Consider the following 17,479-nt stretch of genomic DNA (forward strand, 5'->3'; position numbering starts at 1 on the left):
CCGATGAAGAACATTAACGGCAAGGTTTTGTTGCTTGTTCTCGCCGTCTTCCTATGGCTTGATTCCTCATCCATGGTGCTCGCTGAAGCGCCTTACAAGACCTATACGGAAGACCATAACAGGCAATTTGTACGAACGCAGGATGCTTATCATCCCGCAGGTTCAATTGAGAAGGTGGGAGATCTTGAGTTTTCCGGGCCTTCCGATATTTATATCGATGCGCGCAACGACATCTATGTTGCAGATACGAACAATCATCGTATCGTCGTCCTCGATGACGAGGGGCAATTCATTCGGGTCATCGGTGAAGAGGTTTTGCAGACGCCGGTTGGTGTATTCGTTGACCATAAAGGCGATGTGTACGCAGCGGACAGCGGACTGAATCAAGTCGTTAAATTTGGTGCTGACCATGCGGTAAAGCAAATCTTTGCGAGGCCGGAATCGCCGCTCTTTGGCAAGAACAATCCTTTTAAGCCGATGAAGGTGACGGTCGATAAGCGCGGAAACGTATATATCATAAGCGAGGGATCGACTAACGGCGTCGTGCAGATGAGCTCGAATGGCGATTTTCTTGGCTATTTCGGCAGCAATGAATCCAAAGCGAGCTTTCGTATTATGCTGGAGCGGTTTTTGTTTACTGATGCACAGCGAGCGAAGTTATTCAAAAATGTACCGCCTTCTGCTACAAGCATCGACATTGATCAGAAGGGGTTAATTTATACGATTACCCAAGGCGACGAGGGAAGATCTGTCAAACGATTTAATATTTCCGGCTTCAATTTATTGCCTGCGGATATGACTTTTCATCCGCTGTATACGGATCTATTTATTTCGAAGAGCGGCAACATTTATACGATTAGCCAAACCGGCATTATTTTCGAATATGACACTGAGGGCAATTTGCTGTTCTCGTTCGGTGCACCCGATGATGGGAAGTCGCGGATCGGCATGTTCATTAATGCGGCTGGCATTGCAGTAGATGCAGGCGAAAATATTTATGTCGTCGACAAGGAAAGAAATAATATTCAAATCTTTAAGCCAACAGAGTTTACAAGTATGGTTCATCATGCGCTTGAGCTTTATAAGGAAGGGCACTACGTCAAGAGCCGTGAGCCGTGGAGTCAGGTGCTGAACAAAAACAACTTGTTCGACCTCGCGCACAAAGGACTGGCAGATGCCTACTACAAGCAGCAATTATATGCAGAAGCGATCGAGGAATATGTTATTGCGAACGATAAGGAGGGGTATTCCAATGCCTTCTGGGAAATTCGCAATCGCTGGCTTCAAAACAACTTGATTTATGTGCTGTATGTCGGAATTACTTTGTTCGTGCTGCGGATATTGGTTCGCTGGCTGCATCGGAAAACAGGAGTATTTCATTCCGTCATTCGGTTGAAAGAGCAAGTTTTCTCTGCAGCGTTTATTCGGCATGTAATGTTTGTTTCCCGATTTATTAAAAGCCCGTTGGAAGGCTTTTATGGCATCAAGGAGGAACGGAAGGTATCCCTGTGGTCCGCGACGTTCTTGTATGTGCTTTTCTTTGCCGAGTATGTGTTTGCACTTTATTACACCGGCTTTATATTCAATAACGTGGAGCCTTCCAGCCTGATTTTGTTAAAGGAGATTGCCAAAGTATTTGCGCCGATTGCACTATGGATCATTGCGAATTACTTGGTGAGTACAATCAATGAAGGCGAGGGCAAATTTTCTGAAGTGTACAAAGGTACCATTTATGCTTTGGCACCGTACTTGTTGTTCAGCCCTATCATCGTCATCGTCTCGAATGTACTGACGAACAATGACGCGTTCCTGTACAGCTTCTCAAGCAACATCATCGTCGTGTGGTGTGCGGTTCTCCTATTTATTATGGTGAAGGAAGTCCATGACTACACGGTCCGCGAGACGATTCGCAATATTTTGATCACATTATTTGGCATGTTGATTCTGAGCTTAGTTGCATTTATTGTGTATGTGCTGCTCGATCAGGTATTTGATTTTGTTTATTCTGTCATACGGGAGCTGATGATACGTGCGGAACTCTAAATGGATTAGGCCAGTTGTAACCGCCGTCATCATAGCAGCAGCCATTGCCATCGTATATGTCCTGTTTTTTGGTAACGGCCGCTCTAGCAGGGAGACGGGTGCGATTCCAGATTCGGAGCTGCAGTCCGCGTTTCCTGATCATAAAGAGGCAGGGTCAAAGCTATCCTCCGATTATCGCAAGGTGGCGGAGAATGAACATCTTGAGCTGTATCTCAAAGAACAAAGCTTGTCCATTCAAGTGAAGGATAAGCGCTCAGGCTACATGTGGTCTTCCGAAATCATCGACACGGAATCCAATGAATCGTGGAAAAATTTCATGGCATCGGGATTGTCTCTTGATTATTTCGAGGAGAGCAAGCCGAATGCAACGCGAACGGATCTTGTCTCTCAAGCGAATAAATCGATAACCCTCGAGTCGCTTGAAAAAGGATTTAAAGCTATTATTCGTTTAAATGATCTGAAGCTTGGAATGGAGCTGCATGTATCGCTGGAGAAGGACCAATTGGTGGTCCGAATTCCGCAGCAAAGCATTCTTGAGGGAACTAAAACGAAGCTTGGGTCCGTATATGTTTATCCGTTTCTTGGAGCAACCAAGGCTGGTGAAGTTGACGGTTATATGTTCATTCCAGACGGATCAGGTGCATTAATCCGGCTTGCAGACAATAAGGGGAAATTCAAAATCCCTTATGAAGCGAAGATTTATGGCACGAACGAAGGCATCGAAACAGTTAACCGTGATATTTTCACAAATCCACCGCTGACTGTGCAATATCCCGTATTCGGAATGGTTCACGCGGAAGGCGGCAACGGACTATTCGGCATCGTAGAGAATGGTCAATACAATGCCAAAATCGTTGCATATCCGAATGGAGTCAATACGCCATACAACTGGACGACGGCACAATTTCTATCTAGAGAGTCTTATCTTCAGCCAACGAGCCGGTCACTTGGCGGTGTCATCGTCTATGAGAAGGCTCGCAATCCAGAGGATATTCAAATTCGTTATACGTTCTTGAACGGCAAGGACGCAAGTTATGTTGGCATGGCCAAGACGTATCAAGCATATCTGGAGGAGAAATCTATTCTTGTGAGAGATAAGGGGAAAGCAGACACAGCGATTCCTCTGCAAATGGATGTTCTTGGCGCTGAAACTGAAAATGGCATGTTCGCCAAGCGACTTATTCCGATGACGACGGTATCTCAACTGGAAGAGATGCTTGGAGATATGAAGAAAAATGGCATCGGAAATGTGAATGTAGTTTATAAGGGCTGGAATGAAGGCGGGTATTCAGGAACGAATCCATCGCCCGTGAAATATGAGTCGGCGCTTGGCTCGAAGAAGGATTTCGAGCGACTCGCAGCATCGCTTCGGGAAAGTGGAAATCCGCTTCATTTGTACAGCGACTTTACGACGGGTAATGAAGCGTCCAAACGATTCTCTGCGCAGACGGATGCCGCCAAAAAAATCGATAAGTCAATTTTGACGATACCAACCTATGAGGAAGTATACAAGACTATCTATTACTTATCTGCCGAAGCCACGAGCAAGCTGGTTAAACAAAATACAAAGCAATATGTGAGCCAGAACGTAAGCGGAATTGCTGTGGATGAGACGGGCTCTGTGTTATTCTCCGAGATGGCCGGCAAAAGCCGTTCAAGCCGCAGCCAAACAGCACAATCTTATAAAGCTGCTATGCAAGGTTTGTCGGATGCCATTCCATCCTTGCTCATGTATGCGCCAAATGATTATATGCTTCCTTATGCCGATCAAGTGCTAGACGTGCCGATGGAGTCATCGCAATATATTTATATCAGTGAAACGGTGCCATTCGTACAAATGGTGCTGAAGGGCTATAAGGATTATTTTGCCCCTTACAGTAACTTCTTCGCTAATCCGCAGGCAAGCCTGCTGCGCATGATCGAAACAGGTTCTTATCCATCCTATTATTTGACGCATGAGACATCATATAAGCTGAAGCATACTAATTCGAATGATGTTTACACGTCTGCATATAAGGATTGGCGTGATTCGATGACGGAGACTTATCGCATTTTAGATGATGCGCTGAAGCCGACAATAGGTGCGAAGATGCAAAACCATGAGCGTCTAAGCGATGGCATTGTTAAGGTTTCTTATGACAACGGAGTCGAAGTGCTCGTGAATTACACGAATCGCGACTATCAATGGGAAGGCGTTAGCGTTCCGCCAAAAGGCTTTCAAGTAATCGAGGTGAACCGCTGATGGCCAAAATCATAATGACCAACAAACGTAGAAAGGCGATTATCGGTCTGGCGTTTGTGTCGCCATGGATCGTAGGATTTTTTGTTTTTACTTTATATCCGATGCTATACTCCTTATTTCTTAGCTTCCATCAAGTGAAAATTACACCTGTCGGCGTGAAAACAAAGTATATCGGCTTTGAAAATTTCAATTATGCATTTTTCTCTGATCCCGTGTTTGTAGAGAAAATATTGAATTATGTTATGGAAATGATGCTGAACGTACCGATCATTATCGTTTTTTCATTGATCATTGCGCTATTAATCAATCAGAAGATCAAATTTCGCGGCATGTTTCGGACGATATTTTTCCTGCCAGTCATTATAACGAGCGGGCCGGTCATTAACGAGCTGCTTAGCCAGGGTGCGTCCTCCATTCCGAATATAGAGCAGTACGGCATGTTCACGATGATTGAGAACAGCTTGAGCCCGATTATTGCGGAGCCTATTCTGTATTTGTTTAAGCAAATCATTATGGTCCTCTGGTTCTCCGGCGTTCAGATTCTTATTTTCCTAGCAGGGCTGCAAAAGGTAGACCGATCCATGTATGAAGCGGCTCGCATCGATGGCGCGTCGGCATGGGAGTCCTTCTGGAAAGTGACGCTGCCAGTGCTTATGCCGCTAGTGATAGTAAATGTAATCTATACGATCGTTTACGTATCGACGTTTGCGCTTAATGAAATTATTATTCTGATCAAAAACAATATGTTCAGCACCATTACCGGATTCGGTTACGCAACCGCGATTGCATGGATTTATTTCATCATTATCATGATCGTGCTAGCGATTTGGACTGGACTGCTCAGAATGAAGAAACGATAAGGAGGAGAGCTGCATGTGGAAAAGACAGACGTTAGTCGCTGCGAGCAAAGTCCGTAAGCTGTTGTTCGGAATGGGAGAAAACGACGGATTTGTGTTCAAGGCTGTAGTATATCTCCTTCTGATCGCGATCGGCTTTGTCTATTTGTATCCGATGTTATTTATGCTGGTGAACAGCTTCATGAGCTTGGATGATTTGGTCAACTCCATGATCAAGTGGATTCCGTCAACGCTGTATGTCGAGAATTATTCGAAGGCGCTGAACGTGCTCGATTATGAAAAAACACTTTTGCAAACGATTGGGGTGGCAGGCCTTCCGGCCTTGCTGCAAACGATATCGGCGGGCGTTATCGGCTATGGCTTTGCTCGATTCGAGTTTCCTTTTAAAAAGATATTGTTCGTGCTCATGCTCGTAACCTTTGTTATCCCGCCGCAAATTACGATGATGCCGACGTACCTTTTATTTAAGCAATACGGGCTGCTCGGCTCGCTGGAGACGTTTATATATCCGGCCATTCTCGGGCAGGGTCTAAAAAGCGCATTGTTTATTCTCATTTTTTATCAGTTTTTTAGAAGCATACCGGATGTGCTGGAGGAGGCTGCGGAAATTGATGGAGCGGGCAGCTTGAAAATCTTTTACCGCGTTGCCGTTCCTATGGCGCTTCCTGCAATCATTATCGTCTTTCTTTTCTCATTTGTATGGTACTGGAATGAAACGTATTTAGCGGGTCTTTATTTCGGAAACGAACTGACCATATTGCCGCTGGAGCTGCAAAAATTTACGGACAGCTACAATAAGGTGTACCCGCCGGGCACTCCTGGCAGTCAGTTGAATGAAGCGATTAAGCTGGCTGGAACGCTGCTGACGATTGCACCGCTGCTCATTCTCTACTTTGTGCTTCAGCGCTGGTTTGTGGAAGGCGTTGATCGGGCTGGTATTACCGGTGAGTAGGAGGAGGAGGAGCTTGGGTGAAGAGACTTTGCAAGAGTTTGAGTGTTTTTATAGCAATTATCTTATTAATAATGGGGTGCAGCATGGAAAATAAAAAAGAAGCTCCGCAGCAGAAAAATGGGTGGAAGCTCGTATGGAACGATGAGTTTGACGGCAAAGAAATCGATTGGACCAAGTGGAAGCATGTAACCGGAGGATCAGGCTTCGGGAATAATGAAGATCAGTTTTATACAGAGGATGCGGCCAACTCTTATATTGAAGACGGCAAGCTAGTCATCAAAGCGTTGAAGCAGGAGCATTGGGGCAAGCCGTATACGTCCGCGAAATTAATTACGGAGGGCCATGCAGATTGGACGTACGGCCGGTTCGAGTTCCGGGCTAAGATGCCGCTTGGCAAAGGAATGTGGCCTGCCATATGGATGATGCCGACGGACATGGAGAAATACGGCGGCTGGCCAAGCAGCGGCGAGATTGACATTATGGAGTATCTTGGACACGAGCCTGAGCAGGTGCATGGTACTTTGCATATGGGCAATCCTCACATTTATCGAGGCGGGAAAGTAAGTCTGGAAGATGGAACGTTCGCAGAAGCGTTTCATGACTTTGCTCTGGAATGGACCCCAAGCGGGATGAAGTGGTACGTCGACGATAAGGAGTTTTATCAGACAACGACATGGTTCACGCGCAAGGATGAGGCAGCGGATAACGAGCCATTCCCTGCACCTTTCGATCGTGCGTTTTTCTTGCAGCTGAATTTGGCCGTTGGCGGCAATTGGCCGGGTTATCCAGATGAGACGACGGTTTTCCCGCAAACATTCGAGCTGGAGTACGTTCGGGTGTATCAGCCGGCAGACGGAAATTATGAGACGGCAAACGATACGGCGAAATAGGAATGATAGATGTGAATTGGAGGAGAAACCGATGGATCTTCGTTTGGTACAGCAAGAAAAGATGAACATGATTCAAACGACGATGGAACTGCGCGAGGTAAGCGGAGTGGCAGTCCCGTTTCAAAATGGCATTCCTGTACCGTCATTTGATGCTCAGCAGCGTTTGAAGCTTGACTTGAAGGGCATGTGGAAGAAGGAAAGATTTGCTGCGGATCATGATTTCTCATTGTCCGAGCGCAATGATCGGTGGTTCGAGCACGTCCTCCTTGAAGCTGGCGGCCGTACTGAAGTCGACTTTGATGATTCTGTTTGGGCGCAGCGTCAGCTGCCCTTTCCGGAAAATGAAATTCGCGGGAAAGAGGAAGCAGGCTCCAGCGAAACGTATCAAGACGGCGTATGGTATCGTCGGACGTTCTGTCTCGATGCAGCATGGGTAAATAAAGCAGTTACACTGCATGCGCTCGCGATTAGCTATGTAGCTGACGTTTGGGTCAATGGGCAGTGGGTTGGCTATCATGAGGGTGGCTTTACCCCTTTTGCACTTGATTTGACGCCTTTTGTGAAGATTGGTGAAGCGAACACGATTGCGCTTCGAATCGATAATCCGCCTTGGGGAAGCCGAGCGGATATCATACCGGCAACACCAGGAACGGATTTTTTTAACTACACCGGTGTGATCCATGACTTATACATTAGCGGAACTGCCAAATGCCATATACCAAGAGTAAACATCGTACCGCTCGATATTGAGGGGCGTGTAAAGTTTAGTGTAGTTCTGGAAAACCGTGGAGCAGATGCTGTAGAGGTGAGCGTTAGCGGGCAAATTTTTGATGCGGATCATGAAGCCGATGCATTCTTAAATTCACCTCTCGCAGCGGATATTAAAGGCAAGCAAACAAGATGGACGGGCGATTTAAATTGGACGGAAGCACTAGCTCCTTATGAGACGAGGGTGATGGAAGTAATTGTCCATATTCAAGAGCCTCGCTTATGGGCATTTTGGCAGCCAGAGCTGTATGTAGCGGAATTTGCAGTTGTATATGGGGACCGTACTGCCCAGTTGGATCGTTATGCGTCGCAGTTTGGCATACGTACAGTTACGACGGAAGGTACAAAGCTGCTATTGAACGGACGTCCAGCATTTCTTGCCGGCGTTGCTCGCCATGAGGAATGGCCGGATACAGGGCGGTCTGCGACATGGAAGCAAATTCGAGATGATTTGGTTCAAATGAGGCAGTCCATGCATGTTAATTTTGTTAGAACGGCACATTACCCGAACCATGCATACACGTCGTTATTGACGGATCGGCTCGGACTTGCAACTGTCAGTGAAATTCCGCTTTGGCAATTCACTCGTGAGCATTTTGAGGCACAGGAGCAAAAGCGGCTTTCCGATCAAATGTGGAGGGAGATGATTTTCTCCCAATACAACTCTCCTTCCGTTCTGATGTGGAGCACGCAAAATGAATCCGTTGAGGTAGAGCTGCGAACGGTTTACAACAAACGTCTTGTGAAGGACCTGAAACAAAATTATGCGGATGGACGTCTCACGACCCAAAGTGCGGCAGCAGACCAGCCAGGTGCGCATGATCCTTCCATGGAACCGCTGGATGTGGCGGGCTGGACGATGTATTTTGGCATATTCCATGGCAGTACGTATTATGAAGGCACAAAAGATTTTCTGCAAAAAGCGCATGAGCTTTGGCCGGACAAGCCGATATGGAATACCGAGTTTGGGCACTGGTCCTCTGATCAGGATACGATGGCGGCAGAGCAGCTGAAAACCTATAAGGAAACGCTGCAGGCGCTGATGGAACGAGCGGTCATATCTGAAGATGGAGAGGCTCAGCTGAGAAGTGATGGTTTTCTCGTTGGCATCGATTTTTGGATTATGTATGACTGGTACGTGAACCATAACAATTGGATTGATACGTTCGGGATCTATCATATGGATAGAAAGACGATGAAGCCGGTTGGAGAAGCGCTGAGTCAGGATTATGCTAGGTACACCGCATTCGAGGGTGGGTTTATTCATCAACCAAAGCGTGAATCGCAATAGACATAAGAAGAATTTTTTCTAACATAGGGCGTTATCCTTTTAGCTAAAACTTCAAAAAACGAGCCATAGTAATCATTCTATAGGCTCGCTTTGTTTTGCTGATCGGTCTGTTAGTATGGCATACTGAGCAAGACAGATGTGAATCTTTTTTGCAGGCAGTCACGTACCTAAGTAAGATGGAAAGAACAAATGGACGACGGAGGCATTCGATGAATAAAGAACAACTTATAGCATTGTTTAATAAGGAACAACGGATAGATCAGACCATTGCTGGCTTTCGCCGTGAAGAAGAAGGTGGACTGATAAGGCAGGTTTCCCTTACAGGCGGTGAAGGTTATGTAACCTACTCAGCATTAACAAATGAAACGGTTCAACATGCGATTAATGAGCAGCTATCTTACTTTAAGCAATTGGATCAGCGGTTTGAGTGGAAGCTATATGACTACGATCAGCCTGCCAATTTAAAGGATAAGCTTCTTGAGCATGGATTTACGATTGGAGATCCCGAGGGATTGATGGTTATGCAGCTAACAGAAGGTGATTTTATGTTATCCTGTGAAATTCCATCCTCTATCATACGAATCGTCGATGAAGCAGGAATCAATGACATCGTCTTACTGGAAGAAGAAATTTGGGGAGAATCACATCGCGAGCTTGGAGAGGAATTAATACGAAATTTGAAAAATGATCCGGATAGCCTGTTTATCTATGCAGCTTATGAAGATGGAAAAGCGGTCAGTGCGGCTTGGATGTATTTGCATAATGGAACTTCCTTTGGAAGCTTATGGGGTGGTTCAACCTTGTCGGCTTATCGAAACAAAGGGTTGTATACTTCTTTACTTGCTGTACGAGCACAGGCAGCTTGGGAAAATGGATTTCGCTTGCTGACGGTAGATGCTAGTCCGATGAGTCTTCCTATTTTGAAGAAAAGGGGCTTTGATCTTCTGGCTTATTCTTATCCATGTGTATCGCCAAAATAAAGGAATGAAGATCGCTTTATTGATTAGTAAAAAGTGAAGAACAGGAGTTGAACATTTTGAAAAAAGTGATGGAAATACGAAAAGCGATCGATGAGCTGTCATCGGAGGATGCAAGGACGGCTCTTAAGCTTGTTATGTTTCAAATTGATCTAGCTAACGGAAATAAACAATTGGAAGAGAATATCTTCCATGACTTGAAGCAATTTTACGATGATTTGCTCCTTGCTCAAAACAATGAGAAGACTGGAGAATTGCGTGCAGACGCCGCTAAGATTCATATTTTATTTGGCGACTCAGCTGCTGGTAGTTTGAGATATGCAGTAAAGCAGATGGGATTATCGGAAACAAACAAAGTAGTCTCATTTAATGACAGTTACTCGATAGGACCGATTTGGCAGCTTCATAAGGAGGAGGGCAGAAAGAAAAGATACGAATGGCTGAGAGATCATATTAATAATGGCTACGATAGTCCAGAGGATGATTTAGAAGAGGAAGTTTATCCTAAAAGTATAATTGCCCAAATTCCAGCAGAAGCCTCCATTGTACTTTGGGTTGGTAACAATGCTCATGATTATGCTGGTTTGCGCTATACCATTTATTTGCTCAGAAATTGCATGAATAAGGTTTTTGTTTTTAATGCGGAGGATGCTTGCAGCAGAAGGTTTAATACACCGGATAGATTTATCGATTATATTCATTTAGGAGAAGTTCCGATAGAAAAGCTGCAGGCTGTATTTGGCGAGTCGGAGGAAAATGGTCCGTTATCCCGTGAAACAAGAGAGCAGCTGGAACATGAATGGATAAAGCTTGCCGAGCAGCAAGAGGTGCTGCGCATTTGGAACGACAACAAACTGGTTGGCGTTGACGAACATTATTTTGATAACTATTTATTAGAGACGGTAGAGCAGCTGCTGAGTGAAAAGCCTAAAGGCGAATTTATAAAAGCTGCCAGAGTAGTCGGACAGGCACTCGGCTACTGTGAACAATATGTAGGGGATCAATATTTCGAATATAGACTGCGCGAGCTTATTTACACAGGCAAATTAGAAATCAAGGGAGTGCCTCGTGCAATGAGGTTTTATAGTGTAAGGCTGAAATAAGCCTGCATGATCTCCCTTTTATTTATCCAGATGGAGCTTTCCCGTCATGTCGACAGGAAGGCTTCTTTGGGCTGGACATGAGATTAAAAGTCCTGCATTTATTTATAAATTAGATTTTGTAGATTGGCGATAGAGAGTTGGCGTTTGCCCTGTAAATCGTTTGAAAAATATGCTGAACGTATGAATAGATGAGAATTGCAGCTCTTCTGCGATTTGCGAGATCGCTTTCGACGTGCTTCGAAGCTCAGACTTCGCTTTATCCAAGCATAAGTGACGAACATATTCTCCAAGGGGAATGCCAACGGCATTTTTGAATTCCCTTGCGAGATGCGAGCGGCTGATATGGATAGACTTTGCTAGCTGCTCGGGATCATAGTTATAGCGAACCTCACGATGCAGCTGATTCATTACTTCAGTAATCGCGTCGTTAAGCGGCCTTGGAGGGGCCTCTGCTGCTAATGCTGGATCAAGAAAATAACGGAGCGTCGTCACAAGCAACTGTTGAAATAGCCCCTCCACCATGGGCAAGCATAAATAAGCTTTATTTTTAATTTCCGTAATCATATGCTCGAATAGTGCTTTTACTCTATTATCTTGATCATGAGCGATTCGTTGAAGCCCGATGCGATAAAATTCAGGATACAAAGGATGGAGCCTCTCCAGCCTAAACCCGATGTAATAGAGCTTGAAAGGCTTATGTTTTCCTGCTAATCCAAAATGGATTTCTTCAGGTTTAGTAAGCAGGAGCTGCCCTTTCTCAATTTCATAAACCGTTTTATCGATTTTGTATTGACTGTACCCTTCATCCACGTAGCACAATTCGAAATGATCATGATAATGAATCGATGTGCTCCAGTTTTCATAATGGTTCACACCGAGATAATAAATATGGCTCGCATCAGAATCGAAGGGCAATTCGATTCGAAACTCACTTTCGTTCTCAATAATAAGATGCTGTTTGGGTACCTCGTTCTTTAATGATTTATTTTCACTCATTCGCGTATCCCTTCTCCTCTTCAAAACAATTACCTTCGATTATACCTTTTCAGCACAAAATCTCAACAAGCAATGATGATCAAAAACTTTAAATCTATGCATAGAATTGCAAAATACATCGTATTTTAACCGGTTTATAATGATCATATGTTTAAAATATGAATGCATGAGGTGCATAATATGTCTATGAATGGTCAACTGCGTGATGATTGTCTCCCTGCACAAGAAGATCTCACATTTTTTGCTGAAAATGGTTATTGGGTTTCCCCTGTAATTTTCTCAGAAGCTGAGCTTTCCGAAATAATCGAACATCAGGATCGTCTATATCGCGGCGAATATGAAACGGGAAGAGAACCGGTAAGCCAATGGCTCGAAGGAAAGGACAATCCGCGGGCTCTAAGGAAAACAGATAATTCGCATTGGTCTGACCTTACGCTGCGCAAAGTAGCGGTAAACGCTACGATCGGGGGAATAGCAGCTGCACTAATGAAGACGGATACGATTAGGCTATTTCATGATCAGCTGCTTTATAAACCAGGCAGAGGAACGGGAAAGGAAACAGCAAATGTAGGCTGGCATCAAGATTACATATACTGGCAATGCTGCGCAGAGCCGACTCTTATTACGGCTTGGGTTGCTTTTACGGATGTAGATGTGTCAAAAGGCTGTATGCAGATGGTACCGCGCAGCCATCAATGGGGTTTGTTAAATGTGAATGATTTCTTCGAGCAAAATTTGGAGAAGCAGCAGCAAGATATGAACATTCCGGAAAACGAAAAGTTTACACCAGTACCTATCATCATGAAAGCTGGTCAAGTAAGCTTCCATCACGCTCTGACTATTCATGGAAGCGGGCCTAACACGTCCGATCAAGCACGGCGCTCGATGGCCGTTCATCTCATGACGGGTGAGACCAAATATAAATACGACGCGAAAGGCAATAATCATTTTAATGCACAGATGATGAACGGCAGAGAGGGAGAAATATACGAGGGTGAAGCTTGGCCTGTACTCTATACTGCAAAAAGCGAATTGTAAGGCAAGGGAGGCGCGTATCAACGGCTGCCTGCCTATACTTTTATAGTAGAGTAAGTATATAATCAATACTATAAACTTCGTTAATAAGATGATAAAAATACGCCATTTATGGCGTATTTTTGTTATTTGCTAATGCTTGGCTGCATATAACACTTGGTTTTTGATCGCGTTTGACAATAGGCAACAATATGAATTAATTTTAATAAAAAGAGCGCGAGTTTTGATCACCCTATCAGGCTGAGATTGGAGAATTTCAAATGTATCGCAATTTAGAAGAATGTGTCATTGATTTAGAGAAAAACGGACATTTGGTTCGTATAAAAGAAGAAGTAGATCCGTATCTTGAGATGGCTGCTATCCATATGAAAGTTTATGAGGCTGGCGGTCCAGCGCTGCTATTCGAAAATGTAAAAGGCTCTAAATTCCGGGCAGTTTCTAATTTGTTCGGAACGGTAGAGCGCAGCAAATTCATATTCCGCAACACTTGGGAATCGGTGCAAAGTGTGATGGAGCTGCGCAATGATCCGATGAAGGCATTAAAAAATCCGTTTAAGCATGTCAGAACCGGTATGGCCGCTTGGAAAGCTCTTCCGGTTAAGAAGTCGGGCAGTCTGCCAGTAACCGCGCAGGAAATACAAATTTCGGATTTGCCGCTTATTCAAAGCTGGCCAATGGATGGCGGTGCATTTGTAACCCTGCCTCAAGTCTACACGGAAGATCCGGACAAGCCAGGAATAATGAATTCAAATTTGGGTATGTATCGTGTACAGCTGAGCGGCAATGATTATGAAATGAACAAAGAAATTGGCGTGCATTATCAGATTCATCGCGGCATCGGCGTGCATCAAGATAAAACGAATAAAAAGGGTATCCCTTTAAAAGTAAGCTGTTTTGTAGGCGGCCCTCCAGCACATACGCTGGCAGCTGTTATGCCGCTGCCGGAAGGGCTGACAGAGATGACTGTTGCCGGAATGCTGTCAGGACACCGTTTCCGCTACAGTTATTTGGAGGGGTTCTGTATTAGCAACGATGCGGATTTTGTTATAACCGGAGAAATTCATCAAGGCGAGACGAAACCTGAGGGACCATTTGGTGATCATTTGGGGTATTACAGTCTTACTCATCCTTTCCCTGTCATGAAAGTTCATAAAGTGTACGCGAAGCCGGGAGCGATTTGGCCATTTACTGTTGTTGGCCGTCCGCCGCAGGAGGATACTGCGTTTGGAGAGCTCATTCATGAGTTGACAGGTGATGCGATTAGACAAGAAATTCCTGGTGTAAAGGAAGTGCATGCAGTAGATGCAGCGGGTGTTCATCCTCTGCTTTTTGCAATAGGCAGCGAACGGTACACCCCGTATCAGCAAGTGAAACAGCCGGCAGAGCTGCTCACCATTGCTAATCGGATTTTGGGTACGGGACAATTGAGTTTGGCCAAATACCTTTTTATTACAGCTGAAGATCAAAGGCCGTTGGATTCACATGATGAAGTGGATTTTTTAACGTATATACTAGAACGTATCGATCTTAGCCGTGACATTCATTTCCATACAAATACGACGATTGATACGCTCGATTATTCGGGTACGGGATTAAACAGCGGCAGTAAAGTAGTGATCGCAGCATATGGGGACAAAAAAAGAGACTTATGTACAGAAGTGCCCGATGTTTTCAAAGAAATAAGCGGATTTGAACATGCGCGTATGGTCATGCCGGGAGTTGTAGTCATCCAAGGCTCTACATTTTTGAGTTATGCCAGTGCTAAGCAGGAAATGCAATCGTTATGTGATGCTATACAAGAAAAGGGTGTTCTTTCTTCTTGCCCTATGATTATAGTAGGTGATGATAGTCATTTCATTAGCGAGACGATTAAAAACTTCCTATGGGTTACCTTTACGCGCAGCAATCCATCACACGATATGTATGGCGTGAATAGTCATTATGAGAACAAGCATTGGGCTTGCGACAATTTGATTATTGACGCTCGTATTAAACCGCATCAAGCACCGCCTTTAATTCCTGATCCTTCGGTTCTGAAGAGCATCGAGCGATTATTTGTTAAAGGGGCAAGCTTGGGTGGATTGAATCTATAAGCTTTACAATACATGACACGCCTTTTAAGGCGTGTTTTTTTTGTCATTTTAAGTCCATTTTTGAAACGATCCTCACCAATTTTGTTTGCAAAAATCAATATAATGATCGAATTTATCATAAAAGCCTGTGAAAGTATAAAAAATCGGGTTTTTATTATATAGTTTCAACATTTTGACAGGGTTAGAATGTAAATGAGCCTAATGAACGGCATTTGCTGCTGAAGATGCAGGACGCTTCAGTGCTAATTTGCGAAAATTATATCAATTTATTATGGGAGGATGAGCATGTCGCAAGCAACAACGAAGGTAAAGTACACAGCGACTCCGCCGGAGAACAGCCCGAGAAAAAAAACCTTTTTCAACCGCCTGATGAAGCAAATGGATGTGCAATTGATGGTGTGGCCGGGTATATTGCTGATATTCGTATTTGCCTATATACCGATGTACGGTGTATTGACGGCGTTTATGGATTACAACCTTTTTACGGGATCGAGAATATTCGATAACCCTTGGGTGGGCTTTAAACATTTTGAAGCGTTCCTTACTGCACCTGATATCGTTACGGTCATGAGAAATACACTTGTGATCAGCCTTTTAAAGCTATTAATAGGTTTTCCAGCACCGATTATATTGGCGCTGATGCTTAATGAAGTCAGGCATATGGTGTTTAAGAGAGTCGTACAAACGATTACATATCTACCGTACTTCATGTCATGGGTTATTGTAGGCGGCATGGTTATGGCGTTGCTTTCAACTGAAAACGGTAGCGTCAATATGCTGCTTGAAGGTGTTGGAGCGATAGATGAACCGGTTAACTTCCTGTCCCTAAAGGAATACTTCTGGGGCATACTGGTTTCGACCACGGTATGGAAGGAAATCGGCTTTGGCTCGATTATTTACCTTGCTGCAATCGCAGGTGTAGATCCGCATTTGTATGAAGCGGCAGATATTGATGGAGCCAGCAAGTTTAAGCAAATTTATCTCATAACGATACCAACGATTATGCCGGTTATTATCATCTTTATGATTCTAGCAATGGGGAATTTATTGAGTGCTGGTTTTGAAGATATTTTGATCCTTGCCCAGAATCCAATTCTAAGACCGGTGTCGGATGTTATTGATACTTATGTATATCGGGTCGGCCTGCAGAATGGGAAATTTTCTTACGGTGTTGCAGTTGGTTTATTTAGAGCGGTGATCAGCGTATTGCTCTTGACGGCGGCTAACTACCTAGCCCGTAGGTCCGGCAACGGCTTATGGTAGAACATTACTTCATAACTGGGGGCGAAATCAATTGACTTTCAAGCGTTTGAGCTATAACGACCGAGCTATGGTTGTATGCATATATGTATTCCTCATTTTGTTAGCTTTCTCCGCATTGTATCCGTTCTGGAATACACTCGTTGTATCGTTGAATGAAGGAACAGATACAGCCAAAGGCGGCATTACATTTTGGCCAAGGATGTTTACATTTGCAAATTATGAAATTGTTTTTCAAGATGACAAAATTTTAAATGCATTTTACATTTCCTTTAGCCGAACGATCATTGGAACCATATCAGCAACATTTTTGACTGCATTGCTCGCGTATGGCATGTCCAAAAACTATTTAATGGGTCGTGGCTATTATTCCTTTTATTTCATCTTTACGATGTACTTCGGCGGCGGGTTGATTCCAACTTTTCTATTGATTAAATCACTCGGTTTGATGAACAGTTTCCTCGTTTACATTATTCCCGGTCTAATCAGTGTATGGAATATGATCGTTTTCCGAACCTTCTTCAAAAGCTTGCCTGTGGGATTAGAAGAGTCGGCACAAATTGATGGCTGCAGCAACTGGGGAATCTTTTTCAAGATGGCGCTCCCGCTGTCCATGCCAGTAATCGCCACACTTGGTTTGTTTACGGCTATTGCGCATTGGAATGATTGGTTCGCGCCATCGATCTATGTTTCTAATCAAGATTTGCTGCCTATTCAAACGATATTGCGGAAAGTATTGAACTCTAATGTTCTAACGGATGCGATCGGAAATGACAGCATTGCTAGTGAGAAAATGGCATCGAAAGCCCTTACCTCCAAATCTCTTATTAGTGCAATGATTATGATTGTGTCTCTTCCCATTATCGCTGTATATCCTTTTCTTCAAAGATTTTTCATGAAGGGTGTTATGGTTGGATCTCTAAAAGAATAGCTTGTTGACCATCGGTTTAAGGCGAATGTCGCTTTGGACAT

The 17,479-nt window shown here is 44.2% G+C and carries 13 protein-coding genes; 12 read left to right on the forward strand and 1 reads right to left on the reverse strand.

Annotation, left to right across the window (positions count from 1 at the left end; all coding sequences use genetic code 11):
- Nucleotides 1–3: 3 nt before the first annotated feature.
- From AB4Z45_RS11935 to AB4Z45_RS11970, 8 genes are all read left to right on the forward strand, one after another.
- Nucleotides 4–2,043 carry a YIP1 family protein gene (locus tag AB4Z45_RS11935; protein WP_441909464.1) on the forward strand — a complete coding sequence of 680 codons (2,040 nt, stop codon included), beginning with the start codon at nucleotides 4–6 and terminating at the stop codon, nucleotides 2,041–2,043.
- Nucleotides 2,030–4,285, forward strand: coding sequence for a DUF5696 domain-containing protein (locus AB4Z45_RS11940; RefSeq protein WP_441909465.1), 2,256 nt, complete (start codon nucleotides 2,030–2,032; stop codon nucleotides 4,283–4,285). Before AB4Z45_RS11935 ends, AB4Z45_RS11940 begins: the two co-directional genes overlap by 14 nt.
- Nucleotides 4,285–5,145: a carbohydrate ABC transporter permease gene (locus AB4Z45_RS11945; RefSeq protein WP_083682581.1), complete on the forward strand. Its 861-nt coding sequence runs from the start codon at nucleotides 4,285–4,287 to the stop codon at nucleotides 5,143–5,145. Before AB4Z45_RS11940 ends, AB4Z45_RS11945 begins: the two co-directional genes overlap by 1 nt.
- 13 nt (nucleotides 5,146–5,158) lie before the next feature.
- Nucleotides 5,159–6,094, forward strand: a complete 936-nt coding sequence (locus AB4Z45_RS11950; protein WP_076270923.1) for a carbohydrate ABC transporter permease — start codon at nucleotides 5,159–5,161, stop codon at nucleotides 6,092–6,094.
- Between the two features lie 83 nt (nucleotides 6,095–6,177).
- Nucleotides 6,178–6,984 carry a glycoside hydrolase family 16 protein gene (locus AB4Z45_RS11955; protein WP_441909467.1) on the forward strand — a complete coding sequence of 269 codons (807 nt, stop codon included), beginning with the start codon at nucleotides 6,178–6,180 and terminating at the stop codon, nucleotides 6,982–6,984.
- Nucleotides 6,985–7,015: 31 nt separating this feature from the next.
- Nucleotides 7,016–9,043 (forward strand): glycoside hydrolase family 2 TIM barrel-domain containing protein, encoded by a 2,028-nt coding sequence (locus AB4Z45_RS11960; RefSeq protein WP_441909469.1) that lies wholly within the window; start codon nucleotides 7,016–7,018, stop codon nucleotides 9,041–9,043.
- A 209-nt stretch (nucleotides 9,044–9,252) separates the two neighbouring features.
- The gene (locus AB4Z45_RS11965; protein ID WP_441909471.1) at nucleotides 9,253–10,023 is read left to right on the forward strand and encodes a GNAT family N-acetyltransferase; all 771 of its coding nucleotides are present in this window, start codon (nucleotides 9,253–9,255) and stop codon (nucleotides 10,021–10,023) included.
- Between the two features lie 65 nt (nucleotides 10,024–10,088).
- Nucleotides 10,089–11,123 carry a DUF1835 domain-containing protein gene (locus tag AB4Z45_RS11970; protein ID WP_441909542.1) on the forward strand — a complete coding sequence of 345 codons (1,035 nt, stop codon included), beginning with the start codon at nucleotides 10,089–10,091 and terminating at the stop codon, nucleotides 11,121–11,123.
- Between the two features lie 102 nt (nucleotides 11,124–11,225).
- On the opposite strand, the gene AB4Z45_RS11975 is transcribed toward AB4Z45_RS11970, so the two are convergent.
- Nucleotides 11,226–12,119 (reverse strand): AraC family transcriptional regulator, encoded by an 894-nt coding sequence (locus tag AB4Z45_RS11975; RefSeq protein WP_441909473.1) that lies wholly within the window; start codon nucleotides 12,117–12,119, stop codon nucleotides 11,226–11,228.
- A gap of 180 nt (nucleotides 12,120–12,299) precedes the next feature.
- Between AB4Z45_RS11975 and AB4Z45_RS11980 the strand changes: the two genes are divergently transcribed.
- From AB4Z45_RS11980 to AB4Z45_RS11995, 4 genes are all read left to right on the forward strand, one after another.
- Nucleotides 12,300–13,157 (forward strand): phytanoyl-CoA dioxygenase family protein, encoded by an 858-nt coding sequence (locus AB4Z45_RS11980; protein WP_441909475.1) that lies wholly within the window; start codon nucleotides 12,300–12,302, stop codon nucleotides 13,155–13,157.
- A 257-nt stretch (nucleotides 13,158–13,414) separates the two neighbouring features.
- The gene (locus AB4Z45_RS11985; RefSeq protein WP_441909477.1) at nucleotides 13,415–15,247 is read left to right on the forward strand and encodes a UbiD family decarboxylase; all 1,833 of its coding nucleotides are present in this window, start codon (nucleotides 13,415–13,417) and stop codon (nucleotides 15,245–15,247) included.
- 285 nt (nucleotides 15,248–15,532) lie between these two features.
- On the forward strand, nucleotides 15,533–16,510 hold the full coding sequence (locus tag AB4Z45_RS11990) for an ABC transporter permease (protein ID WP_441909478.1): 978 nt from the start codon (nucleotides 15,533–15,535) through the stop codon (nucleotides 16,508–16,510).
- Nucleotides 16,511–16,577: 67 nt separating this feature from the next.
- Entirely contained in the window at nucleotides 16,578–17,438 is an 861-nt protein-coding gene (locus AB4Z45_RS11995) for a carbohydrate ABC transporter permease (protein WP_076270966.1), read from the forward strand.
- The last annotated feature ends 41 nt before the right edge of the window (nucleotides 17,439–17,479 follow it).

Origin of the sequence: Paenibacillus sp. MCAF9 (assembly GCF_052114265.1) — a bacterium.
In the GTDB taxonomy this organism is placed as follows: Bacteria; Bacillota; Bacilli; order Paenibacillales; family Paenibacillaceae; genus Pristimantibacillus.

Bases quoted from the DNA above. Each gene is read 5' to 3' on its own strand.
- AB4Z45_RS11935 (WP_441909464.1), top strand. From the start codon at position 4: ATGAAGAACATTAACGGCAAGGTTTTGTTGCTTGTTCTCGCCGTCTTC.
- AB4Z45_RS11945 (WP_083682581.1), top strand. From the start codon at position 4,285: ATGGCCAAAATCATAATGACCAACAAACGTAGAAAGGCGATTATCGGT.
- AB4Z45_RS11950 (WP_076270923.1), top strand. From the start codon at position 5,159: ATGTGGAAAAGACAGACGTTAGTCGCTGCGAGCAAAGTCCGTAAGCTG.
- AB4Z45_RS11955 (WP_441909467.1), top strand. From the start codon at position 6,178: ATGGAAAATAAAAAAGAAGCTCCGCAGCAGAAAAATGGGTGGAAGCTC.
- AB4Z45_RS11960 (WP_441909469.1), top strand. From the start codon at position 7,016: ATGGATCTTCGTTTGGTACAGCAAGAAAAGATGAACATGATTCAAACG.
- AB4Z45_RS11965 (WP_441909471.1), top strand. From the start codon at position 9,253: ATGAATAAAGAACAACTTATAGCATTGTTTAATAAGGAACAACGGATA.
- AB4Z45_RS11975 (WP_441909473.1), bottom strand. From the start codon at position 12,119: ATGAGTGAAAATAAATCATTAAAGAACGAGGTACCCAAACAGCATCTT.
- AB4Z45_RS11980 (WP_441909475.1), top strand. From the start codon at position 12,300: ATGTCTATGAATGGTCAACTGCGTGATGATTGTCTCCCTGCACAAGAA.
- AB4Z45_RS11985 (WP_441909477.1), top strand. From the start codon at position 13,415: ATGTATCGCAATTTAGAAGAATGTGTCATTGATTTAGAGAAAAACGGA.
- AB4Z45_RS11990 (WP_441909478.1), top strand. From the start codon at position 15,533: ATGTCGCAAGCAACAACGAAGGTAAAGTACACAGCGACTCCGCCGGAG.
- AB4Z45_RS11995 (WP_076270966.1), top strand. From the start codon at position 16,578: ATGGTTGTATGCATATATGTATTCCTCATTTTGTTAGCTTTCTCCGCA.